The organism is Sphingomonas sp. 7/4-4, from assembly GCF_027941955.1.
In the GTDB taxonomy this organism is placed as follows: domain Bacteria; phylum Pseudomonadota; class Alphaproteobacteria; order Sphingomonadales; family Sphingomonadaceae; genus Sphingomonas.
The window spans coordinates 2,274,572-2,296,091 of the sequence record NZ_CP115960.1; the positions used below are offsets into that span (position 1 = coordinate 2,274,572).

Genomic DNA, 21,520 nt, shown 5'->3' on the forward strand with positions numbered 1-21,520 from the left:
GCCGGCGCGTGTCGGCGGCGCCACGCCCTTTCAATGTAGGATTTGGTGTGAAACACTCTTCCCGCTCTTTGAAAGCGGTGAAGGAACGCGTGGCCCTGGCGCAATTTCGTTACACGAATGCGCAACGAAATTAGCGAAACCGCGGGCAAAGTGCGAAGCTAAGCCCCGCCGACTCAGTCGAGGTTCGGCCGAAGATACCGCGTCGCGAGATCGAGCGGGATCCCGCGCCGCGCCGCATATTCCGCGACCTGATCCTGCCCGATCCGCGCGACGCCGAAATATTCGGCCTGCGGGTGCCCGAAATAGAAGCCCGACACCGCCGAGGTCGGCAGCATCGCGAAGCTCTCGGTCAGCGAGATGCCGGTGCGCTTGTGTGCGTCGAGCATCTTGAACAGGATCGGCTTGAGGCTGTGCTCGGGGCAGGCGGGATAGCCCGGCGCGGGACGAATGCCGCGATACTGCTCCTTGATCAGCGCCTCGTTGGTCAGCTGCTCGCCCTCGGCATAGCCCCAGAGCGACGTGCGTACGAACAGGTGGAGCCGCTCCGCGAACGCCTCGGCAAGACGGTCCGCCAGCGCCTTGAGCAGGATGTCGCTGTAATCGTCGATCGCGTTCTTGAAGCGCGCGAGGTGCGGCTCGATCCCGTGGATGCCCACTGCGAAGCCGCCGATCCAATCGCCGTCGTGATCGATGAAGTCGGCAAGGCACATGTTCGCCCGGCCTTCGCGCTTGGCGATCTGCTGGCGCAGCATCGGCAGTGTGACATGCTCCTCATCCTGGACATGGACGATGATGTCGTCGCCCTTGCGTCGGCACGGCCACAGCCCAGCGACGCCGCGCGCGGTCAGCCACTTCTCGGCGATCAACTTGTCGAGCATCGCCTGCGCATCGGCGAACAGCGAGCTCGCGCTTTCGCCGACCACCTTGTCTTCGAGGATTGCGGGGTAGTTGCCGGCCAGCTCCCAGGCGCGGAAGAAGGGTGTCCAGTCGATGTATTTCCGCAGGTCGTTCAGATCCCAATCGAGGAACTCGTGCACGCCCGGCATGCGCGGCTTGCCCGGCTTGAGCGCCATGTCGGCCTCGAACGCATTGTCGCGCGCCTTCTCGATCGGCAGCAATTCGCTCTGCCCACGCCCCGCCCGCGCAACGCGCACCTGCTCATATTCGGCGGCGATCTTGGCGACATAATCGTCGCGGATCGTCTCGGAGACCAAGGTCGTCGCGACGCCCACTGCGCGTGATGCATCGAGCACATGAACGACCGGCCCCTTATACGCCGGCTCGATGCGCAACGCGGTATGCACCCGGCTCGTCGTCGCGCCGCCGATCAGCAGCGGCATCGTCATCTCCAGCCGCTGCATCTCCTCGGCGACAGTGACCATCTCATCGAGCGACGGCGTGATCAGCCCGGAAAGCCCGATCATGTCGGCGTCGTTCTCGTTCGCCGCCTCGATGATCTTCGACCACGGCACCATCACGCCCAGATCGACCACGTCGAAGCCGTTGCACTGCAGGACCACCCCGACGATGTTCTTGCCGATATCGTGGACGTCGCCCTTGACGGTCGCCATGATGATCTTGCCCTTGCCCTTGGCGCCGGGCTCCTTGCTCGCCTCGATGAAGGGCAGCAGATGCGCCACCGCCTTTTTCATGACGCGCGCCGACTTCACCACCTGCGGCAGAAACATCTTGCCCGATCCGAACAGGTCACCGACGACGTTCATCCCGTCCATCAGCGGACCTTCGATGACTTCGATCGGGCGCGCAAAGGCGAGGCGGCACTCCTCGGTATCCTCGACGACATGCGCGTCGATGCCCTTGACCAGGGCGTGTTCCAGCCGCTTGGCGACGGGCCAGCCGCGCCATTCGGCAGCCTGCTTCTCGGCGACCGCATCGGTGCCGCGGAAGCGCTCGGCCAGCGCCACCAGCCGCTCGCCCGCATCGGGATCGCGATTGAGGATGACATCCTCGCAGGCAGTGCGCAGCTCGGGCTCGATCTGGTCGTAGACGTCGAGTTGGCCGGCGTTGACGATCGCCATGTCCATGCCCGCGGGGATCGCATGGTAGAGGAACACCGAGTGCATCGCCTTGCGGACGACTTCGTTGCCGCGGAAGCTGAACGACAGGTTCGATAGCCCGCCCGAGATGTGGACATGCGGGCAGCGCGCCTTGATCTCCTTGCACGCCTCGATGAAATCGACGCCGTAATTGTTATGCTCCTCGATGCCCGTGGCGACGGCGAACACGTTGGGATCGAAGATGATGTCCTCGGGCGGGAAGCCGATCCCGACGAGCAGGTTATAGGCGCGAGAGCAAATCTCGACCTTGCGCTCCTTGGTGTCGGCCTGGCCGACCTCGTCGAACGCCATGACGACGACCGCGGCGCCATAGGCCATGCATTTCCGCGCATGCTCGAGAAACTGGTCGACGCCTTCCTTCATGCTGATCGAATTGACGATCGGCTTGCCCGAGACGCACTTCAGCCCCGCCTCGATCACGTCCCATTTGGACGAATCGACCATCACCGGAATCCGCGCGATGTCGGGCTCCGCCTGGATCAGCTTGAGGAAAGTGGTCATCGCCTCGTGCGCGTCGAGCAGGCCCTCGTCCATGTTGACGTCGAGCACCTGCGCGCCGGCCTCGACCTGCTGCAGCGCGACTTCGACCGCGGCGGCATAATCCCCGCCATCACCAGCTTCTTGAAGCGGGCCGATCCGGTGACGTTGGTGCGTTCGCCGATATTGACGAAGCTGGTGGAGGAGGCGGTGGTCATTATTGATCCTAATTCGTCATCCCGGCGAAAGCCGGGACCCAGGGTCACGGGCGACGCCGCTCTTGGCTCTGGGCCCCGGCTTTCGCCGGGGTGACGGCGGCTACGCGGCCATCGTGAACGGCTCGAGACCCGCCAGCCGCGTCCGCACCTCCGGCGTGGGGATCGCGCGCGGCGGCAGGTCCTTCACCGCTTCGGCGATCGCCGCGATATGCGTCGGTGTCGATCCGCAGCAGCCGCCGAGCACATTGACCTGGCCCGCATCGGCCCATTCCTTGACCAGCCCGGCAGTCGTCGCCGGCGCTTCGTCATAGGCGCCGAGCTCGTTGGGCAGGCCGGCGTTCGGATAGACCATGATCAGCGTGTCGCACAGCGCGGCGAGCGTCTTGACGTGCGGGCGAAGCTGCTCCGCGCCGAACGAGCAATTCAAGCCGATCGTCACTGGCCGCGCATGCCGCACCGCGTGCCAGAACGCCTCGACGGTGTGCCCCGAGAGGTTACGCCCTGAAAGATCGGTCAGCGTCATCGACAGCATGATCGGCAGGTCACGACCGAGATCGTTGCCCGCCTCGATCGCCGCCATGATCCCCGCCTTGGCGTTGAGCGTATCGAACACCGTCTCGATCAGGATGAAGTCCACCCCGCCCTCGACCAAAGCGTCGATCTGCTCGCGGTACACGTCCTTGAGATAATCGAAGTCGATCTCGCGATAGCCCGGATCGTTGACGTCGGGCGAGAGCGACAGCGTCTTGTTGGTCGGCCCCAGCGCGCCTGCCACGAAGCGCGGACGGCCGTCCTTCGCCTCGAACTCGTCGGCGATGCTGCGCGCCAGCTTCGCGCTCTCGACATTGATCTCGCGAACCAGATGCTCGGCGCCGTAATCGGCCTGGCTGATCCGGTTGGCCGAGAAGGTGTTGGTCTCGGCGATGTCGGCCCCGGCCTCGAAATAGGCGCGGTGGATCGACGCCGGCACCTCGGGCTTGGTCAGCGCGAGGATGTCGTTATTGCCCTTCTGGTCGTGGCTCAGCCCGAGATCGCCGGCATAGGCTTCCTCGCCCAGCTTCCAGTTCTGGATCTCGGTCCCGAACGCACCGTCGGTGATCAGGATACGCTTGGCGGCTTCGGCCAGCAGTTTCTCGCGTGCGCTCACTTCAACTTCCTTCTTCGTCATCCCGGCGAACGCCGGGACCCAGGGTCACAGGCGACGCCGCTTGTGGCTCTGGGCCCCGGCTTTCGCCGGGGTGACGTAAATCAAGCAGCCACCAGCTCCGCCCCGACCTTCGGCCGCAGCCCCAGCAGATGGCAGATCGCGTAGCTCAATTCCGCGCGGTTGAGCGTGTAGAAGTGGAACTGCCGCACATCGCCCGCATAGAGCTTCCGGCACAATTCGGCGGCCAAAGTCGCCGCGACCAGCTGCCGCGCCGCGGGATGCTCGTCGAGCCCTTCGAACAATTTGCCCATCCATGCCGGCACCGCCGTCCCGCACATCGCCGACATGCGCTGGACGCTGGCGAAGTTCATCACCGGCATGATTCCCGGCACGATCTCGGCGGTGATCCCCGCCTTGGCGGCATCGTCGCGAAAGCGGAAGAAGGTCTCCGGCTCGAAGAAGAACTGGGTGATCGCGCGGCTTGCGCCCGCATCGATCTTGGCCTTGAGATTGTCGATGTCGGCAGTCGCATTGGGCGAGATCCGGATGGCATTCGGGATAGGCCGCGACCGAAATCTCGAACGGGTGGAGCTTCTTCAGCCCCGCCACCAATGCCGCGGCATTCTCATAGCCGCCCGGGTGCGAGACGAACTTCTCGCCCGCGCGCGGCGGATCACCGCGCAGCGCGACGATGTGCCGCACGCCCGCCGCCCAATATTCCTCGGCGACCTGATCGATCTCCTCACGGGTCGCCTCGACGCAGGTCAGATGCGCCGCGGCCGGGATCGCGGTTTCGCGCGCGATCCGCGCCACCGTGTTGTGCGTCCGCTCCCGCGTCGTCCCGCCCGCGCCATAGGTCACGCTGACGAAGCGCGGCCCAAGCGGCGACAGCGTCTGGATCGACTCCCACAAGGTCTCTTCCATCTTCTCGGTCTTGGGCGGGAAGAATTCGAAGCTCACCTCGATATCGCCGGCCACGTCCGCGAAAAGCGGGGCTGCCAGCGGGTCCACGATGCTCATGCCGCCTTCACTTCCTTCGATTCCATGCCGGTCTTGCGACCGAGCCATAATTTGACGGTCAGTTCGCCGCCCTCGAGCGTCTCGATCTGCGCCGGGGCTAGCCCCGCGCCGGCGAACCAGCCGAGGATCTGCTCGTCCGAGAAACCCAGCCGGGTATGCGCGTCGCGCGAGCGCAATTCCTCACGGTCGTGCGGCGCGAAGTCGACGATCAACAGCCGCCCGCCATCGCTCAAAACCCGTGCCGCTTCACCGATCGCCGCGCCCGGCTGCTGCGCGAAATGGAGCACATGGTGCAATATCGCCGCGTCGGCGCCGCCGTCCTGCAGCGGCAGCGCATAAAGATCTGCCTGGCGGAGCTCGGCATGGGCCAGTCCGCGCTCGGAGAGCTTAGCGCGTGCCAGCCGCAACATTTCGGAGGAGCGATCGATCCCCAGCGCGTTTCGGGCAAGCGGCGCGAACAGTTCGAGCATCCGCCCGGTGCCGGTGCCGATATCGATCAGGCAGCCGAGCGGCGTATCGCCCAGCGCTTTGGCCATCGCCGCCTCGACTTCGCTCTCCGCGACGTGGAGCGACCGGATCGCGTCCCACTGGCCGGCATTGGCTTCGAACCATTCGGCCGCGGCGCTCGCCCGATCGGCGCGCACCGCCGCCAGCCGCGCCTCGTCGGCGACGGTCCAGTGATCGGCTTCGTTCCAGCTGTCGAGCGCGGCGAGGATCGGCTGGACCTTGCCGAGCGCGCCGAGCGCGACGAACACCCAGCTCCTTCCTTGCGCCGCTCGACTAGGCCGGCGTCGCACAGGATCTTCACATGTCGGCTGACGCGCGGCTGGCTCTGCCCGAGCACCTGCGCCAGCTCGCCCACCGACAGCTCCATCGAGCGCAACAATGCGACGATGCGCAGCCGGGTGGAATCGGCGAGAGCGCGGAAGATGGCGAGAGCCTGGACCATGGGGAATGTAGATATAAAGATATCTTTATATCAGGTCAACGCAGTTGCGCAGTCCGCCCCCGCTGTTTAGCCCTTTGCGAGGTTAAACAAGAGGCTCAACCAATGCGCAAGACCCTGCTCCTCCTCCCCGTCGCCCTGCTCGCGCTTTCCGCCTGCGGCGGCGCGAAGAACGAGGCCGCCGAAGCCAACGAGACCGTCACCGGCGACAGCAACACGATGGGCGAAGCGGTCAGCGACGTGAACGCCGCCAATGCCGCCACCGACGCCGCCTTCACCGAGGCCGAGAACAGCTACGCGGGCAACGCCGCCGTCGGCAACGAGATCGAGGAATGATGCGGGGCCTGCCGCTGCTGCTGATCGCGCTGGCGCTCGCCGGCTGCGGCGGGCCCGACGACGACGCACCCTCCGCCGACGAAGCGCGCCAGCTCAACGAAGCGGCCGCGGCGACCGACATCAATGCCAGCGTCGCCGACAACGGATCCATGCCGCAATGACCAGCTTGCGCGAACTCGGCACTTCCGGCCTCATGACACCACCCCTGGTGCTGGGCGGCAATGTCTTCGGCTGGACGGCGGACAAGGCCATCAGCTTCCGCATTCTCGACCGCTTCGTCGAGCGCGGCGGCGTGATGATCGACACCGCCGACGTCTATTCGAGCTGGGTCCCCGGCCACCAGGGCGGCGAGATCCGAGACGATCATCGGCGAATGGCTGCGCAATTCGGGCAAGCGCGACAAGGTCTTGATCGCCACCAAGGTCGGCATGCTCGACGGCGAAGGCGGTTCGAAACTCGCGCCCGCACGCATCGCCGCGGCGGCCGAGGCCTCGCTCCGGCGGCTCGGCGTGGACACGATCGACCTCTATTTCGCGCATCAGGATGACGAGGACGTTCCCCAGGAAGACGCGCTCGCCGCGTTCGACACGCTGATCAAGGCCGGCAAGGTCCGCGCGCTCGGGGCCTCCAACTTCCATGCCGGGCGGCTCAAATCGGCGCTCGAAGTCGCCACGCGCGAGGGGCTCCCGCACTATCGCGTGCTCCAGCCCGAATATAATCTTGTCAGCCGCCACAAATTCGAGGGCGAGCTACAGGACCTGTGCATCACCCATAATATCGGCGTCGTGCCCTATTACGGCCTCGCCTCGGGCTTTCTGACCGGCAAATATCGCAGCGAAGCCGATTTCGGCAAAAGCGTGCGCGGCGGCCGGATGGCGGCGTTGCTCGAAGGCAAAGGCAGCGCGGTGCTCGCGGCGATGGACGAAGTCGCCGCCGAGACGGGCGCCAGCCTCGCCCAGATCGCATTGGCGTGGCTCGCCGCGCAGGAGGAGTCACTGCTCCGATCGCCAGCGCCACGTCGATCGAGCAACTCGACGAGCTGGCCGGCAGCTGGGATCTCGCGCTCACCTCCGAACAACTGGGCAGGCTGACCGCCGCGGGCGCGTGAGTCCCGCCCCGGTCGCGGTCAGGTGATCCGGAAAGAAAAAGCCCGCGGAGCCGAGGGGCTCAACGCGGGCTTCCTTTAATGGTGGGCGTGGCAAGGATTGAACTTGCGACCCCTGCGATGTCAACACAGTGCTCTACCACTGAGCTACACGCCCCCAAGGAGGGCGGGCTTTAGCGAGGCTTTCGGCCGCGCGCAAGCGCCTCCGAACGCTAAATCAATTGAAGCCGGCATTCTCCGATTCGAACATGCGATCGACCTCGAGAACCAGGTCGCGCAGGTGGAAGGGCTTGGAGAGCACACGCGCCTGCGGAACCTGCTTGCCGGCCTTGAGCGTGACCGCCGCGAAGCCGGTGATGAACATCACCCGCATCTCCGGAGCCATCTCGCTCGCGCGCTGGGCGAGCTCGATCCCGTCCATCTCGGGCATGACGATATCGGTGAGGAGCAAGTCGAATCGCTCCGCCTCGAGCAGCGGTATCGCTTCGGTGCCGCGATCGACGGCGCTGACCGCATAGCCCGAACGTTCGAGCGCCCGGGTGAGGTATTCCCGCATCACGCGGTCATCCTCGGCCAGCAGAATCCGGATCATCACTACCCCAAACCAATTTCAGGGGGCCATCCTATGCGCAAAGCCTTTAAAAATTCCAGCGACATTGCATCGGGATGATTGCTGGCGAGGCGCCCCGTGCCTAGTCAGGGACAAGTGACGTCAACGCCTTCCTTTGTGCGCCATGGGCCGCTCGAACCGCTCACTCCGGTTATTCTGTCGGTGCCGCATGCGGGGCGCGACTATCCGTTGCCGCTCAGATCCTCGATCCGCGTGCCGCTGGCGGCACTCAAGGGACTCGAGGATCGCTATGCCGACGCGCTGGGCCTCGATGCCCGCGGTGCCGAGACCTTGTTCGTGGCGCAGCGTGCCCGCGCCTGGATCGACCTCAATCGCGCCGAGCACGAACGCGATCCGCGGCTGGACGACGGCGCGGTCACGATCGGCCATCCGCAATCGGCCAAATTGCGCAGCGGGCTTGGGCTCGTGCCGCGCCGAGTCGGCAATTCGGGCGATATCTGGCAGCGCCGCCTGTCCGCCGACGAGGTCCAGATGCGGATCCACACCGATCATCGGCCTTATCATGCGGCGATCGCGGCGGCGCTGGCGTCGGCGCGGGTGCGATTCGGCGTCGCGGTATTGATCGACATCCACTCGATGCCGTCGCTCGGATCGCCGGCCAGCGCGCCGCGACTCGTGCTCGGCGACCGGTTCGGCAAGTCCGCCGCGGCGCGGTTCATCGGCCGGATCGAGGGCGTGGCACGCGCCCATGGCGCGGCAACCGCGGCGAACGCTCCTTATTCGGGAGGGCATATCCTCGAGCGCCACGGCGAGCCGCGGCGCGGGGTACATGCGATCCAGCTCGAATTCGATCGCGCGCTGTATCTGGATTCGGCGCTCGACGGCCCCGGCCCCGGCCTGCCCGCCGCCACGCAATTGCTCCGCGCGATCATCGACGCAGTCACCGACGAAGCGCTCCCCACCGCGATTGCCGCCGAATAGCGGACAAGAAAAACCACCTCGTGCACTAGGCACGAGGTGGCCAAGGTTCAGGGAGGAGACACGCCCGAAGGCGTGCCGCACGGCCTCGCGAAAGGGGGACACGACGCCGTACAAGGGGAAATATAGTCGAGGGACCAAGGAGTTCAAGGCCTCGCTTCGAACGGGCGCGGAAGCGTGCCGCAGCGGCGGTCAGCCGTTGCGAGCGGCCCAGGGGAGCATCCGCTCCAGCACGCGATCGCGCAGCGCGAAATGGTGGCGCAGCGCGGCGGCAATGTGAAGGATCACCAGCCCGGCCATCAGCAGGCCGAGCAACTCATGGGCCTCATGCGCGGCAGCGGCGATGTCCCGCGTCACCGGCAGGAGAGGCAGATCGAACAACCCGAACCAGCTGACCGGGCGCGGGCGCTGGGGGTTGGACGAGAACATCCAGCCGGTCAGCGGCATCACGATCAGCAGCGCATAAAAAGCCAGTGCAGACCCCTGGCGAACGCTTTCTCCCGAGCTTTCATATTCTCCGGGAAGTGCGGCGGGCGATGCGTCAGCCGCCAGCCGAGGCGGCCGATACTGAGCACCAGCACCGTGGCGCCGATCGCCTTGTGCAGGGGCATGATGCGAAGCCCTTCCAGAAGCGATTCGTGGAAGAGCCCGATGAAGAGATTGACGAGGACCAGCGCGGCGATCGTCCAGTGGAAGGCGATCGCCCCCAATCGTAACGATCGCCGCGTGGAAGCATCAGGCCGGAGTGACGAGCTGCGGCTGCGGCATCTTGCCCATGCGGACCTGGCGACCGAAGACGTCGCGCATCAGCGCCAGCGAGAAGAGATGCGCATAGATCAGCGGCAGCATGCCGTTCTGGACGATTTTCCGTAGCTGATCGCCGCGCAGCTCGTTGAGCTTGTTCTCGTCGATCATCATGAAGCCGCGATAGACGAAGGGCTGCTCATGGCCTTCCTGCTGGATGGTCACTTCGCCGTCTATCAGCAGCGCGAGCTCCTTGAGGTCCTTCATGAACATCGCGGTGCGCGCGCCGGCCTGCTCGAACTGCTCGTTGAACTGCAGGATGTTCTTGGTGGTCTCGGTCGGCTCGCCATTCTCGAACAGCTTGTCGCCTTCCTCGAACGCGCCGATCGCGTCGGACGACGGATCGAAGCAGAGCGACAGCTCGTCGGTATCGGGACGCAGGCGCGCGAGCAGATACGGATAGCGGCGGATATAGGCCGGAACGTAGAAGTTCGGATCGATCAGCCCGCCTTCCTCGTCGAAAAAGGTGTTCACGCCCTCGTTCAGCCCCATCAGCGCGAGCGGAACGGGATCATCGCCGACCGAGAAGACGATCGGCAGGTAGCGCTGGACGAGCGGGAATTCCTCCACCGTCACCGGCACGGCGTGCTGGCTGGCAAGGAACGGCGCCTTGTCACGGACGCGGATGCGGAAATCGGCGTGCGTCTGGCTCGAAAGCGGTTCGAGTTGGTTGTAGAACAACGGAAGCGACTGTTGTGGCGCGCTGGCCATCCGAAACTCTCCTGAAAAATGCTGAATCTTGAAATTCGGAGGCAGGTCTATGGAGTCGCGGCGTCAGGTGCAAGCGTCACCAGTTTCCCCGGATTGAGAATATTCTTCGGATCCAGCGCAGACTTGATCGCTCTCAATACGGTCATCCGCGAAGGCGCGCTCAATCGTTCCAGTTCGGCACGCTTCATCTGGCCGATGCCGTGCTCCGCCGAGATAGACCCGCCCGCCGCGACGACCATGTCGTGGACGTGCCGCGAGATTCGCGGCCCCTCCTGCGCATACCAGGTGCCGGGATCTGCACCCGCGGGCGCGCGCACGTGGAAATGGACATTGCCGTCGCCGAGATGGCCATAGGCCACCGCTTCGGTTCCCGGAAAGCGCGCCTCGGCCTCGGCACCGCCCTCGACCATGAAGCGCGGCATATCCTCGACCGGCACCGAGATGTCGTGCTGGACGGCGGGCCCGCCAGCGCGTTCCGCCTCCGAGATCGAATGGCGGATGCGCCAGAAGCCCTCCGCCTGCGCCTCGCTCGCGGCGATGACCGCGTCGCCGGCAAGACTCGCCTCCAGCGCGGGAGCGAGCAGGCGCTCGAGCAGGGCCGCAGGCGATTCGGCTCCCGGATCGGTCGCCACTGCCTCGATCAGCACCTGCCAGGGGTGCGACGTCTCGAGCGGGCGACGCGTGCCCGGCACGTGCTTGAGCACGAGCGCGAGCGTCTTCTCGGGCAGGATCTCGAAGCTCTCGACTGCATCGGTGCGGCTCTCGAGCGCGCGCAACAGGTCCAGCGCCTTGGCAGGGCTGGCGAGTCCGACCCAGGCCACGGCACGCGCCGTGACTCCCGGAACCAGCCGCAACGTCGCCGCCGTGACGATGCCGAGCGTACCTTCGGCACCGATCAGCAGCTGGTTGAGATCATAACCGCGATTGTCCTTCTTGAGCGCGGCAATGCCGTTGTGGATCGATCCGTCGGGAAGCACCGCCTCGACCCCCGCGACGAGGCTGCGCATCGTCCCGAAGCGCAGCACCTGGGTGCCGCCGGCATTGGTCGAGACGAGTCCGCCGATCGTGGCACTGCCGCGCGCGCCGAGATCGAGCGGAAAGCGCCGCCCCGCTTCCTCCGCCGCGGTGCGCAGATCGGCGAGGATCACACCCGCTTCGGCGACCGCGAGGTTGCTCGACGGCGAAAGCGCGCGGATCCGGTTCATTCGGCGCAGCGACAACAACAGCGCCGATCCGTCCGCCGGCGGCGTGGCACCGCCGACCATGCCCGTGTTCCCGCCCTGCGGAACCAGCGCCACGCCGGCTTCGGCGGCCAGCGCCACGATCGCGGCGACTTCCTCGGTAGAACCGGGCGAAAGCAGCGCCGGCGCTTGCCCATGATAGCGGCCGCGCCAGTCGGTCAGCCACGGCGCGATCGACTCGGCATCGGTAGTGACGGCCTTGGGACCGAAGCGTTCACGAACGGTCTCGACAAGCTGGCGTTGTGCTGGTGTCATGGCCGCGCCGATTAGCATGTTGCCCGGCAGTTCATCCACCGTTCAAAACTTTGCCCTACAAACCCTGCCAGACATGCTGAACCCGCTGATCGCCACCTCAGGACTATTGCTGCTGTTCGCTGCCCCGGCATCCTCACCGGAGCCGCTCGGCTGGGACGTGGCCGCGGACCTGCTCCAGCAGCAGCGCATCACCATCCATGTCCCCCGCGTGACCATCCGGTCGACGACGATCATCATGCGCTCGACCCGTCCTTCGGCAGTGGTCGAGAAAAAGGCCGACGATTGCGTCAAGATGGAAAACCTGGCCGGTTTCTCGGTCAATCGCTTCGACAGCGTCGATCTGGTGCTCAAGGACGGATCGATGCTGCGTGCCAAGCTGGGCAATGACTGCCCCGCGCTCGGCTTCTACCAGGGCTTCTACGTCAAGGCGAACAAGGACAAGAAGATGTGCGCCAAGCGCGATTCGATCCGCTCGCGATCGGGCCGCCTGTGCGCCGTTCAGTCCTTCGCATCGCTGGTTCCGGCGCGCTGAACCCCTCACCCGGCTTGACATCCGCGGCCAAATCCGCAAGCGCGTGAAGGCTTTGGCGGCGTGGGTGACCGCGCCCTTTTCCGGAAAAATACATGAGCTTTGCCGATCTCGGCCTTTCTGACGAACTTCTGCGTGCGGTGACCGATTCGGGCTATACGGACCCGACTCCGATCCAGCGCCAGGCGATCCCGTCCGTCCTGATGGGCAAGGACCTGATCGGCATCGCGCAGACCGGCACCGGCAAGACCGCGGCCTTCGTCCTTCCGATGATCGACATCCTCGGCGAGGGGCGCACCCGCGCGCTGATGCCGCGCAGCCTGATCCTCGAGCCGACGCGCGAGCTCGCCGCGCAGGTCGCCGAGAATTTCGTCAAATACGGCACCAACCACAAGCTCTCGATGGCGCTGCTGATCGGCGGCGTGCAGATGGGCGATCAGGTCAAGGCGCTGGAGAAGGGCGTCGACGTGCTGATCGCGACGCCGGGCCGGCTGATGGACCTGTTCCAGCGCGGCAAGATCCTGCTCACCGGCTGCAACCTGCTGGTGATCGACGAGGCGGACCGGATGCTCGACATGGGGTTCATCCCCGATATCGAGGAAATCTGCACCAAGCTGCCCAAGCAGCGCCAGACACTGTTGTTCTCCGCGACGATGCCGCCGGTGATCAAGAAGCTGGCCGACAAGTTCCTGACCGATCCCAAGCGGGTCGAAGTCGCGCGGCCGGCCACTGCCAACGTCAACATCAAGCAATGGGTGGTCCCCGTTGCCGCCTCGGACAAGCGCGGCATGCTGCGCGACCTGCTGCGCGCGGAGGACGTGACCACCGCGATCATCTTCTGCAATCGCAAGACCACGGTCCGCGACCTCAACAAGAGCCTGCAGAAGAGCGGCTTCCGCTCGACCGAGATCCACGGCGACATGGAACAGTCGCAGCGCATCGCCGAGCTCGAACGCTTCAAGAAGGGCGACGTCAACATCCTCGTCGCCTCCGACGTCGCGGCCCGCGGGCTCGACATCAAGGGCGTGAGCCACGTCTATAATTTCGACGCGCCGTGGCATCCCGACGATTATGTCCACCGCATCGGCCGCACCGGCCGCGCGGGTGCTACGGGCATCGCCTATACGCTGGTGACGCCCGACGACGCCGAGAACATCGCCGAGATCGAGAAGCTGACCGGCATGAAGATCGAACGCGTCAAACCGGCGAGCGGCGAGACGGCGCGCGAGGAAGCACCGGCAGAGAAACGCGAGGCCGCACCGCGCCGCGGGCGTGGCCGCAAGACCGAAGCCGAACCGCGCCCCAAGGCCGAGCCCGTCGCTGCCGAGGCCGCACCCGAGCCCGAAGCCCGCGCCCCCGCGAGGCCGAACCCCGCCGCGAGCGTGGCGGACGCGGACGCAGCGAGGACCGGCCGGAACCGCGCCGCCAGTCGCGCGGCTCGCAGGACGAACCGGACGAGGGCTGGAACGGCCCGGTGCCCGACTTCCTGAAATACACGCTGGGCGCGTGACCGGTCCGGCGGACGCCGCACCGCGGCCGATCGCCTCGCCCTGCAATAATATCTGCCGGATAGACGACGTGACCGGCTGGTGCATCGGCTGCGGCCGCTCGCTCGACGAGATCGCCCGCTGGGGCACCACCAGCGACGCGGATCGCGACGCAGTGATGGCGGCGTTGCCGGAGCGGATGGCGACGCTGAGTCGCGACGGCGACCTGTAGGATTTCGCGCGCTTAACTTCGCACTTTGCCCGCGGTTTCACTCATAAAGTTGCGCGATCGAGACAGGATGTTGCGCAGCGCGATATAGGGATCGACGACGTCAAAGAGCGGGGTCGGCACGGCCGGCCCGGCACGCAGGGAAGCAGCCGAAATCCTACATTGCAAGCGGGCGGCGGTCTCCGGAAGCAGACACTCCCGGGCAAACTAGTAACCGAGTCGATAGCGCGCCATGACCATAACGACCATTCGCCGCGCATCGCGTTACCGCGGGACCTCAATGGAAGATCTTACAGCCCCGTTGACACGAGTGGTATTTTGAACTCTTCTTGTGAGAGTTTCCAAGGAGGGCTGAATGAAAGTCTTTAAATCGATGGCTTTGGCCGTTGCAATTCTGGGGCAATTATCGGCATTTCATGCGAGCGCTCAGCGTTATCAGGATGAAAGTCCTATCGGAACGATTACGAACGCAGAGGTTAAGGCTTTGGCGGCCGCCTTCTGCCAAGACAATGACTATGCAGCCCTCGGTTATAGTTCTTTGCAGGCTTGCCAAGACGGAATTTTCAGTCAAACGCACACTGAAAGCGCGTCTGAAGCCGAGTATGGAAGGATTTTGCTTCCATCCGGTGGTCAGGCATGTATTTATTATGGTTCGCCTGGGCGACTTGGCATGGGAAGTTGCTAAACTTGTCGGTCGTGAGATAAACCGAAACGCGGGTGGGTGTGAAGCTTACCTATCGAGCCCCGGCACCACAGGCGCCGGGGCTTTGCATTGCCGGATATATAGCCAGGTCGCTCGATCATTTGGATGATCGGCCCCGCTGAGACCTAAGCCAACTGCGGCATCGTCCTTCGCCGCCGCGCGCCTGAATGCCTCGCGCCGCGTCTCAGCCTGGAATGGGGCCGATCGGAAACGTTCCGAGCGCTTTCAGATCCTCGGCCTTGGAGGGGCATCGGGTGTAGAGCGTAAACACCTTCGCTCCATCGACATACCAATCGGCGCCTCGTACGTCCGGCTCGACGCCGGTCGAGTAGCAGACCGCAGTCTTCGTACCATCGCGCGAAATCAGCACGGCCCAATTGACGTCGCCGCCGCTCCGGTGATCCCAACCGGAGACGAGCAGGCGATTGTCGATCCGCCGAATCGGCGCCGTGGTCATGTCTCGATCCGCGATGAAGTTGCGAATGTCCGCGTCGGGCACCGCCTTCTGGATAGCGGCATTCACCGTCGGGTTGGTGAGGAAGGTCGTGGAGCCCACCTTCTCGTGCGGATGTTTCCCCACATATGCGTCAAGGCTGGCGACAGCGCCGAATGCGCTCAGCGAGCCGGCCGCCAGAAAGCTCAGGACTATCTTCACTTGATTTTCCTTCCACGCAGTCTTCGTGCTTCTCTCATTCCGCTCAGACCTAAGCCGGCTGCGGCATCAGCGCATCGTCCTTTTCCGCGGCGCGCTTGAACGCCTCGCGTCCGCTCAGCCGCTCGAAATAGGCCAGGAACGCGTCGCGCTTCGGCAGCGTGCCGAACAGAGTGCCCCAGCCCACTGCCGAGCCGACATAGACATCGGCGGCGGTGAAGCGGTCGCCGGCGATATAGGGGTGCGCCGACACTGCATGTTCGAGCACGTCGACCGTCGTGGCATAATTGCCATAGCCGAACCTGCGCGATTGTTCGGGCGAGGGATCGAATTCGACGGAATTGTTGGTCAGCGCCTGCTCGACCGGGCCCGCGGCGAAGAACAGCCAGCGATAATAGTCGGCACGCTCCTCGGGCCGCGGCGCGAGTCCGGCCTGGGGGAAGGCATCGGCCAGATAGGCGCAGATCGCCGCCCCCTCGGTCACCACCTTGCCGTGATGGACGATCGCGGGGACCTTCCCCATCGGATTGATCGCGAGATATTCCGCGCCCTTCATCCTGGTCGCGTAATCGACGACCTCGGCGCGATAGTCCGCGCCGGTCTCCTCGAGCATCCAGCGGGCGATACGCCCGCGGGACTGGGGGTTGGTATAGAAAACCAGATCGTCCGACATCGCCGCTCTCCCGATTCGGGTTGAGAACATTACGTGAACAAGACGACGCACTGCGTCAAGCGAGCGCCTTGTCGAACAACGCCAGCAGCCGGGCCCAGGCGCGATCGGCCTGGACCTGATTGTAGACATCGCTGTCGAGCGTGCACCAGCCGTGCATCGCGCTTTTGTAGACTTCGATCTCGGCGGGGACCTTCGCCGCGTCGAACGCCGCGCGCAACTTGTCCTTGTCGGCCGGGGCGCGGGCATCGTCATTCTCGGCGATCGCGATCAGGAAGCCCGCTTTGGTCTTGGGAATGAGCAGATGCGGGCTGTCGGCATCGTCGGTGACGAGGCCGCCGCCATGGAAGCTGCCGCCGGCGCGCACCCTGCCCGGCACCGCAGCGGCGGTGCGGATCACCAGCGGACCACCCATGCAATAGCCGGTGGTGCCGACGCCGCGCTTCGAGTCCACCTCGCGCTGCTTGTCGAGGAACGCCACCAGCGCCGTCGCATCGTGGATCGTCGCCTGGGGCGTCAGCAACTTGCGATACTCGCCGACCTTGGCGCGGATCGCGGCGCGGTCCCCGCTCGCCAGGAGCGCCGGGGCCGTCAGGGAGCGATAAAGGGATTCACCGTGAGCACGGCATAGCCCGATTCGGCGAGCCGATCGGCCATCTGGCGGAATGCGGGGCGGAGACCGTAGATATCGGGCCAGACCAGTACCGCAGGATGCTTGCCCGTGGCCGGCGCGACGAAATAGGCATCGACGGTGCCGTCCGCCGTCCGAATCGTGACGTCGCGCCCCTTGACCGCAAGCGCATTGGCGGGGCTCGGCAGCAGCAGCCCGAAGCCGGCCGCCGCAGCTGCGGTTCCGAAAGCCCGGCGGGACATGCCATCGGCCAGGAACCGCTCGTTGTCGGCCGTGGTCAGTTCGTCACACATGCAGTCTCTCCTGTGCGTGTCCTTCGGTATCCCGAATCGTACGCGAAGGAGGGTACACGCAAGCCGCCCGCAGGCCCACTCCACGGTTCCGGCTATGGGCGCCAGGCGTACGCTCTTCTCCTCTCCCGGTGGGAGAGGTAGCGCAGCTTGGCACCCCGGCCTTCGCCGGGGCTAGCGTAGCTGGGTGAGGGTTTCACGCTATCGATGGGATGAGCAGGTTCAGACTGCCCCGCAGTCTGAAGATCATGCCGGGGGCATGATCGACCTGCTCATCCTCACCCAGCTCCGACTAGGGCCCGCTGAAGAAGCGGACCCAAGTCTGCGCAACCCTCTCCCGACGGGAGAGGGAAATGAATGGCGATGCGCCCAGCCGCGGTCAGCTGCGGAACAGGGTCTCGGCGGTGTGCTCGACCGGGCCGGCTTCCTCGCCTGCTTCGCCGGCTTCGGCAGCATTGGCCGCGGCGGTGCGTTCGGCGCGGAGCTGCTCGATCAGTGCCTCGCGATCGCCCTCGAGCCGGGTGTCGGTCGGCGCCTCGATGCCGGCGGCCTTGGCGGCCTTGGCGACGAGCGCGTCGAGCTCGCGCTGCGAGGTGAGGCCGAGCGTGACCGGGTCCTTCGGGGTGATGTTGGCGATGTTCCAGTGGCTGCGGTCACGGATCGCGGCGATCGTCGTGCGCGTGGTGCCGATCAGCTTGCCGATCGCGCCGTCGGATATCTCCGGATGGTGGCGCAGGATCCAGGCGATGCCGTCGGGCTTGTCCTGGCGCTTCGAGACCGGGGTGTAGCGCGGGCCCTTGGTGCGGCGGACCTGCTCGGGCCCCTTCAGCATCTTGAGCGTGTAATCGGGATCGGCCTGGCCCTTCTCGATCTCCTCCATCGTCAGCTCGTGCGCGCGGACGGGATCGCGGCCGGTGAGCTTGGTCGCGGCGGTATCGTCGGCGATCGCCTGGATCTCGAGGATGTGGAGCCCGCAGAACTCGGCGATCTGCTCGAACGAGAGCGAAGTATTGTCGACCAGCCAGGAAGCGGTCGCGTGCGGCATCAGCGGCTGGGCCACTTTTCGTCTCCAGAAATAGAAAGGGCCGCCCATCACGGGCGGCCACGTCACCTTGACGACTTAGTGCGATGCGCGGCGAAGAGCAAGGCAAGAGGCGTTCCGGCTGTCGGCCCTAATGCGCGCTGGGCTCTTCGATCGTCACCTTGGGCGTGTTGACGTTGATTCGCAGCGCCGAATCGACCTTCGGGCTCTTGCAGAGGCTCACGACGCCGTCGGAAACGACCTCTTCGCGCGTCTTGCGATGCCTGAGCACCACTCGGGCCCCGAGCGCGCACATCGACGCGTCGCCCGCTTTGTAGGTCCAGCGGGCGAGTTTCGGGGGAGCTTCTGGTTCCGGAAGAGATTCGGGCCCCAGACCGGCGCGTCGCTGGGATCGGGCGAGCCGATATCGAGATACAGGCCGATCGCGTCGTAATCCGAAGTCTGGTTGATGATGAACAGACAGCCGGTCTCGAAGCAGCGCTTGCCCTCCAGCTTCTGCCCCTTGATCTGGAGCATCATGCCCATCGCGGCGAGTTCGCTCGATCGCCGGGCGAAGGGCAGATTGTTGGCGTCGGAAGCCGATCCGTCGAGGCCGACCGTGTCCTGCGCGGCCGCCGGCGCGGCGATGCAGGCCAAAGCGGGGAGCAATGCCCCGATCAGAAGCTTGTCGGTGAAGTTGCGCATGCCCGTCCCTGTTCCGAGGCCCAGATTATGCCGCCGCCTGGTGACCGTCCATGGGATAAAGCGCGTTGAGGAACTGGCGCGCGCTCGCTTCCCAGGTGAAGTTGCGGCCGTAAGCGGCGCAGGCCTCGCGGTCGCGCGTCAGTGCCTCGCCGATCGCTTTGGTCAGGTCGGCATCCATCGCCCCGGTTTCAGGCGTCAGCACGTCGATCGGGCCGGTGACCGGATAGCCGGCGACAGGCACGCCGCACGCCAGCGCCTCGATCATCACCAGCCCGAACGTGTCGGTCTTGCTGGGGAAGACGAACACGTCGGCCGCGGCATAGGCCGAGGCGAGCTCCTCGCCGAACATGGGGCCGAGGAACCTGGCTTCAGGGAAGCGCGCCTTGAGCGCCGTCCGGGCCGGGCCGTCGCCGACGACCACCTTCGTGCCGGGATGGGTGGTGCGCAGGAACGCCTCGAGGTTCTTCTCCACCGCGACGCGGCCGACATAGAGCTGCACCGGTCCCTCGAGCGCCGCCATCGCGGGGTGCGGCGCGAGGCCGGGGTGGAAAGCGGCGAGGTCCACGCCCCTGCCCCAATGCTTTACCTGGGTGATGCCGTGCGCGATCAGCGATTCGCGGATCGACGGCGTCGAGGCGAGGATCGCCTGGCTCGGCGCATGGAACCAGCGGATATAACGCCAGATCCACTCGGCCGGCACGCCCGAGCGCGCCGAGACATAGTCGGGAAATTGCGTGTGATATGCCGTGGTGAACGGCATGTCGTGCCTGAGGCACCAGCGCCGCGCGGCGACGCAGAGCGGGCCCTCGGTCGCCAGATGGATCGCGTTGGGGCGGAATTTCTCGAGCATCGCGCCGACGCTGCCGGTGCTGGCGAGCGCGAGGCGGATCTCGGGATAGGTCGGGCACGGGAGCGAATAGAAACGGTCGGGCGAGATCACTTCGACCTGATGGCCCTGTGCCTCGAGCACCCGGCGGACCGACTGGAGCGTGCGGACGACGCCGTTGACCTGGGGCTCCCAGGCATCGGTCACGATTGCGATGCGCACTTCGTCGACTCTCGTCGCCGCCGTCACGCCGCCTCTAGTCTGGCCTCGGACTCCGGCGCATCACGCGCCGCCATCTCATCGGCCCAATGGAGAATTTCCATGGTACCGTCGTAATGCTCGACGAGCGCGGTGCAACCCTCCACCCAATCGCCGTCATTGTAATATTCCACGCCCTGGATCGTGCGCATCTCCGCTTTGTGGATATGGCCGGCGATCACGCCCTGGATTCCGCGATGCGCCGCCTCATGCGCGACCACTTCCTCGAACTGGGAAATGAAGGAAACCGCGTTCTTGACCTTCTGCTTGGCGTATTTGCTGAGCGACCAATACGGCAGGTTGAACAGGCGGCGGACGCTGTTCAGCCAGCGGTTGAGCGCCATCATCCCCTCGTATGCGGCATCGCCGAGATGCGCGAGCCAGCGGTGCGACATGGTGATCGCGTCGAACTCGTCGCCGTGGAGCACCAACAGGCGTCGGCCGTCGGCCGTCTCGTGGATCGCCTGGCGGAGAATCTCGACGCCGCCGAAATTGAGTCCCGCGAACTGGCGGAACATCTCGTCATGGTTGCCGGGGATATAGACGATCCGGGTGCCGCGCTTGGCGCGCTTGAGCACGCGCCAGACGATGTCGTTGTGCGTCGCGGGCCAGTAGAGCCGCTTCTTCATCGCCCAGCCGTCGATCATGTCGCCGACGAGGTACATCGTCTCGCTGTCGACATGATCGAGGAAGTCGATGAGCATTTCGGCGTTGCACCCGCGCGTGCCGAGGTGGACGTCGGAAATCCACACCGTGCGATATTGCCGGCGCCCGGCGATCACCCGCTCGGGTATCGTCGGCTCGGTGGCATGGAAATCGCCGAAATGCGTTGCGTCGAACGGAAGCCTGGTGATCGTCGCCATGATCATTCCCCCGCGGGAGCCTTGTCCTGCAAGCGCCTATGCCGGGGGAATGTTACAATCGGAATCGTTGGTCAGGCGGTTATAGGAATATGTGCCGGATCTGCCGCAACCCGCGCCAGCCACGCGCGGACATTCGGGTAAGGCCGGAGGCTGAAGCCGCCCTCTTCGGCGACATGGGTATAGGCATAGAGCACGATGTCGGCGAGCGTGATCCGGTCGAGCACGAGGAAATCGCTGCGCCCGAGATGCTCGTCCATCAGCGCGAGCGCGGCCTCGCCCGCGGCGATCTTGCCGGGCAATAAAGCGCGCTGGAGATCGGTGAGGTTCGCCTCTCCCACCAGGGTCCGCCAGAAGCGCACCGTCGCGACATTGGGTTCGTGGTTATATTGCTCCCAGAACAGCCAGCGCAACAGATCGGCACGTGCGAAGCGATCGGTGGGGATCAGATCGCTGCCGTCGGCGACGTAAAAGGCGGCGGCATTGCTCTCGGGCAGGAAATCTTCGCCGATCTGGAGCACCGGGATGCGGCCATTGGCGTTGACCTCGCTCAGGAACTGCGCGGTACGCGTCTCGCCTTTGAGGATGTCGTATTCCCGCCGCTCGAGCGGCAGCCCGACATGCGCCGCGGTGAGGCGGATCTTGTAGCAATTTCCCGACAGCGCGTATTCGTGCAGCACGAACGGCATAGTTGCTCCCCCTTGGTTGGTTCAGCGCCATTCTGCGGTTCGCGGCCCATCCGTCAAACAAACAGCCGCGCGCCGACGATAAG

Annotated in this window: 18 protein-coding genes, 1 tRNA gene and 6 pseudogenes; 8 read left to right on the forward strand and 17 right to left on the reverse strand. The window is 65.3% G+C overall.

Annotated elements, in window-relative coordinates; all coding sequences use genetic code 11:
- Window positions 1-173: 173 nt before the first annotated feature.
- The 4 genes and pseudogenes from metH to PIB19_RS11480 form a co-directional block, all read right to left on the reverse strand.
- Window positions 174-2,773, reverse strand: a pseudogene (metH, locus tag PIB19_RS11465) (methionine synthase).
- Window positions 2,774-2,873: 100 nt separating this feature from the next.
- Window positions 2,874-3,920 (reverse strand): homocysteine S-methyltransferase family protein, encoded by a 1,047-nt coding sequence (locus tag PIB19_RS11470; protein WP_271237465.1) that lies wholly within the window; start codon window positions 3,918-3,920, stop codon window positions 2,874-2,876.
- A 101-nt stretch (window positions 3,921-4,021) separates the two neighbouring features.
- Window positions 4,022-4,940 (reverse strand): annotated as a pseudogene (gene metF / locus PIB19_RS11475) (methylenetetrahydrofolate reductase).
- Window positions 4,937-5,889: pseudogene (locus tag PIB19_RS11480) on the reverse strand (ArsR/SmtB family transcription factor). Before PIB19_RS11480 ends, metF begins: the two co-directional pseudogenes overlap by 4 nt.
- 102 nt (window positions 5,890-5,991) lie before the next feature.
- Here PIB19_RS11480 and PIB19_RS11485 point away from each other — a divergent pair.
- The 3 genes and pseudogenes from PIB19_RS11485 to PIB19_RS11495 all read left to right on the forward strand — a co-directional run bounded on the left by PIB19_RS11485 (window position 5,992) and on the right by PIB19_RS11495 (window position 7,330).
- Window positions 5,992-6,222, forward strand: coding sequence for a hypothetical protein (locus tag PIB19_RS11485; protein ID WP_271237466.1), 231 nt, complete (start codon window positions 5,992-5,994; stop codon window positions 6,220-6,222).
- Window positions 6,222-6,383 (forward strand): hypothetical protein, encoded by a 162-nt coding sequence (locus PIB19_RS11490; RefSeq protein ID WP_271237467.1) that lies wholly within the window; start codon window positions 6,222-6,224, stop codon window positions 6,381-6,383. The genes PIB19_RS11485 and PIB19_RS11490 overlap by 1 nt, the downstream gene beginning before the upstream one ends.
- Window positions 6,380-7,330, forward strand: a pseudogene (locus PIB19_RS11495) (aldo/keto reductase). Before PIB19_RS11490 ends, PIB19_RS11495 begins: the two are co-directional and overlap by 4 nt.
- 79 nt (window positions 7,331-7,409) lie before the next feature.
- Here the strand turns inward: PIB19_RS11495 and PIB19_RS11500 are convergent.
- Both PIB19_RS11500 and cpdR read right to left on the reverse strand, forming a co-directional pair.
- Window positions 7,410-7,484 (reverse strand) — tRNA-Val (locus PIB19_RS11500).
- Between the two features lie 60 nt (window positions 7,485-7,544).
- Window positions 7,545-7,919 carry a cell cycle two-component system response regulator CpdR gene (gene cpdR, locus PIB19_RS11505; protein ID WP_025561237.1) on the reverse strand — a complete coding sequence of 125 codons (375 nt, stop codon included), beginning with the start codon at window positions 7,917-7,919 and terminating at the stop codon, window positions 7,545-7,547.
- A gap of 135 nt (window positions 7,920-8,054) precedes the next feature.
- Between cpdR and PIB19_RS11510 the strand changes: the two genes are divergently transcribed.
- The gene (locus tag PIB19_RS11510; protein WP_271237468.1) at window positions 8,055-8,879 is read left to right on the forward strand and encodes an N-formylglutamate amidohydrolase; all 825 of its coding nucleotides are present in this window, start codon (window positions 8,055-8,057) and stop codon (window positions 8,877-8,879) included.
- Window positions 8,880-9,068: 189 nt separating this feature from the next.
- Here the strand turns inward: PIB19_RS11510 and PIB19_RS11515 are convergent.
- The 3 genes and pseudogenes from PIB19_RS11515 to PIB19_RS11525 all read right to left on the reverse strand — a co-directional run bounded on the left by PIB19_RS11515 (window position 9,069) and on the right by PIB19_RS11525 (window position 11,887).
- Window positions 9,069-9,586, reverse strand: a pseudogene (locus tag PIB19_RS11515) (cytochrome b).
- Between the two features lie 25 nt (window positions 9,587-9,611).
- Window positions 9,612-10,391 carry a SapC family protein gene (locus PIB19_RS11520; protein WP_271237469.1) on the reverse strand — a complete coding sequence of 260 codons (780 nt, stop codon included), beginning with the start codon at window positions 10,389-10,391 and terminating at the stop codon, window positions 9,612-9,614.
- A gap of 47 nt (window positions 10,392-10,438) precedes the next feature.
- Window positions 10,439-11,887, reverse strand: a complete 1,449-nt coding sequence (locus tag PIB19_RS11525; RefSeq protein ID WP_271237470.1) for an FAD-binding oxidoreductase — start codon at window positions 11,885-11,887, stop codon at window positions 10,439-10,441.
- 73 nt (window positions 11,888-11,960) lie between these two features.
- On the opposite strand from PIB19_RS11525, the gene PIB19_RS11530 reads away from it, so the two are divergent.
- The 4 genes from PIB19_RS11530 (at window position 11,961) to PIB19_RS11545 (ending at window position 14,817) form a co-directional block, all read left to right on the forward strand.
- Entirely contained in the window at window positions 11,961-12,419 is a 459-nt protein-coding gene (locus PIB19_RS11530) for a hypothetical protein (RefSeq protein ID WP_271237471.1), read from the forward strand.
- Between the two features lie 92 nt (window positions 12,420-12,511).
- Complete coding sequence (locus tag PIB19_RS11535) at window positions 12,512-13,906, forward strand: DEAD/DEAH box helicase (protein ID WP_271237472.1); 1,395 nt, start codon at window positions 12,512-12,514, stop codon at window positions 13,904-13,906.
- Between the two features lie 16 nt (window positions 13,907-13,922).
- A complete protein-coding gene (locus PIB19_RS11540; RefSeq protein ID WP_271237473.1) occupies window positions 13,923-14,135 on the forward strand; it encodes a DUF1289 domain-containing protein in 213 nt (70 codons plus the stop codon).
- 352 nt (window positions 14,136-14,487) lie between these two features.
- Window positions 14,488-14,817 carry a hypothetical protein gene (locus tag PIB19_RS11545; protein ID WP_271237474.1) on the forward strand — a complete coding sequence of 110 codons (330 nt, stop codon included), beginning with the start codon at window positions 14,488-14,490 and terminating at the stop codon, window positions 14,815-14,817.
- A gap of 202 nt (window positions 14,818-15,019) precedes the next feature.
- On the opposite strand, the gene PIB19_RS11550 is transcribed toward PIB19_RS11545, so the two are convergent.
- From PIB19_RS11550 to PIB19_RS11585, 8 genes and pseudogenes are all read right to left on the reverse strand, one after another.
- Window positions 15,020-15,490 (reverse strand): hypothetical protein, encoded by a 471-nt coding sequence (locus PIB19_RS11550; protein WP_271237475.1) that lies wholly within the window; start codon window positions 15,488-15,490, stop codon window positions 15,020-15,022.
- 49 nt (window positions 15,491-15,539) lie between these two features.
- On the reverse strand, window positions 15,540-16,160 hold the full coding sequence (locus PIB19_RS11555) for a glutathione S-transferase family protein (protein WP_271237476.1): 621 nt from the start codon (window positions 16,158-16,160) through the stop codon (window positions 15,540-15,542).
- Window positions 16,161-16,215: 55 nt separating this feature from the next.
- Window positions 16,216-17,081 (reverse strand): annotated as a pseudogene (locus PIB19_RS11560) (dienelactone hydrolase family protein).
- A gap of 376 nt (window positions 17,082-17,457) precedes the next feature.
- Complete coding sequence (locus tag PIB19_RS11565) at window positions 17,458-18,138, reverse strand: DUF1013 domain-containing protein (protein ID WP_271237477.1); 681 nt, start codon at window positions 18,136-18,138, stop codon at window positions 17,458-17,460.
- Window positions 18,139-18,339: 201 nt separating this feature from the next.
- Window positions 18,340-18,804 (reverse strand): hypothetical protein, encoded by a 465-nt coding sequence (locus PIB19_RS11570; protein ID WP_271237478.1) that lies wholly within the window; start codon window positions 18,802-18,804, stop codon window positions 18,340-18,342.
- A 25-nt stretch (window positions 18,805-18,829) separates the two neighbouring features.
- Window positions 18,830-19,852 carry a glycosyltransferase family 4 protein gene (locus tag PIB19_RS11575; protein ID WP_271240970.1) on the reverse strand — a complete coding sequence of 341 codons (1,023 nt, stop codon included), beginning with the start codon at window positions 19,850-19,852 and terminating at the stop codon, window positions 18,830-18,832.
- A 23-nt stretch (window positions 19,853-19,875) separates the two neighbouring features.
- Window positions 19,876-20,751 carry a UDP-2,3-diacylglucosamine diphosphatase gene (locus PIB19_RS11580; protein WP_271237479.1) on the reverse strand — a complete coding sequence of 292 codons (876 nt, stop codon included), beginning with the start codon at window positions 20,749-20,751 and terminating at the stop codon, window positions 19,876-19,878.
- 71 nt (window positions 20,752-20,822) lie between these two features.
- On the reverse strand, window positions 20,823-21,437 hold the full coding sequence (locus tag PIB19_RS11585; RefSeq protein WP_271237480.1) for a glutathione S-transferase family protein: 615 nt from the start codon (window positions 21,435-21,437) through the stop codon (window positions 20,823-20,825).
- Window positions 21,438-21,520 lie beyond the last annotated feature (83 nt).

What these genes read in the sequence shown, in the direction of transcription:
- PIB19_RS11525 (WP_271237470.1), bottom strand. Translation starts at nt 11,887, where the DNA reads ATGACACCAGCACAACGCCAGCTTGTCGAGACCGTTCGTGAACGCTTC.
- PIB19_RS11580 (WP_271237479.1), bottom strand. Translation starts at nt 20,751, where the DNA reads ATGGCGACGATCACCAGGCTTCCGTTCGACGCAACGCATTTCGGCGAT.
- PIB19_RS11570 (WP_271237478.1), bottom strand. Translation starts at nt 18,804, where the DNA reads ATGCGCAACTTCACCGACAAGCTTCTGATCGGGGCATTGCTCCCCGCT.
- PIB19_RS11520 (WP_271237469.1), bottom strand. Translation starts at nt 10,391, where the DNA reads ATGGCCAGCGCGCCACAACAGTCGCTTCCGTTGTTCTACAACCAACTC.
- PIB19_RS11530 (WP_271237471.1), top strand. Translation starts at nt 11,961, where the DNA reads ATGCTGAACCCGCTGATCGCCACCTCAGGACTATTGCTGCTGTTCGCT.
- PIB19_RS11555 (WP_271237476.1), bottom strand. Translation starts at nt 16,160, where the DNA reads ATGTCGGACGATCTGGTTTTCTATACCAACCCCCAGTCCCGCGGGCGT.
- PIB19_RS11485 (WP_271237466.1), top strand. Translation starts at nt 5,992, where the DNA reads ATGCGCAAGACCCTGCTCCTCCTCCCCGTCGCCCTGCTCGCGCTTTCC.
- cpdR (WP_025561237.1), bottom strand. Translation starts at nt 7,919, where the DNA reads ATGATCCGGATTCTGCTGGCCGAGGATGACCGCGTGATGCGGGAATAC.
- PIB19_RS11535 (WP_271237472.1), top strand. Translation starts at nt 12,512, where the DNA reads ATGAGCTTTGCCGATCTCGGCCTTTCTGACGAACTTCTGCGTGCGGTG.
- PIB19_RS11490 (WP_271237467.1), top strand. Translation starts at nt 6,222, where the DNA reads ATGCGGGGCCTGCCGCTGCTGCTGATCGCGCTGGCGCTCGCCGGCTGC.
- PIB19_RS11585 (WP_271237480.1), bottom strand. Translation starts at nt 21,437, where the DNA reads ATGCCGTTCGTGCTGCACGAATACGCGCTGTCGGGAAATTGCTACAAG.
- PIB19_RS11545 (WP_271237474.1), top strand. Translation starts at nt 14,488, where the DNA reads ATGAAAGTCTTTAAATCGATGGCTTTGGCCGTTGCAATTCTGGGGCAA.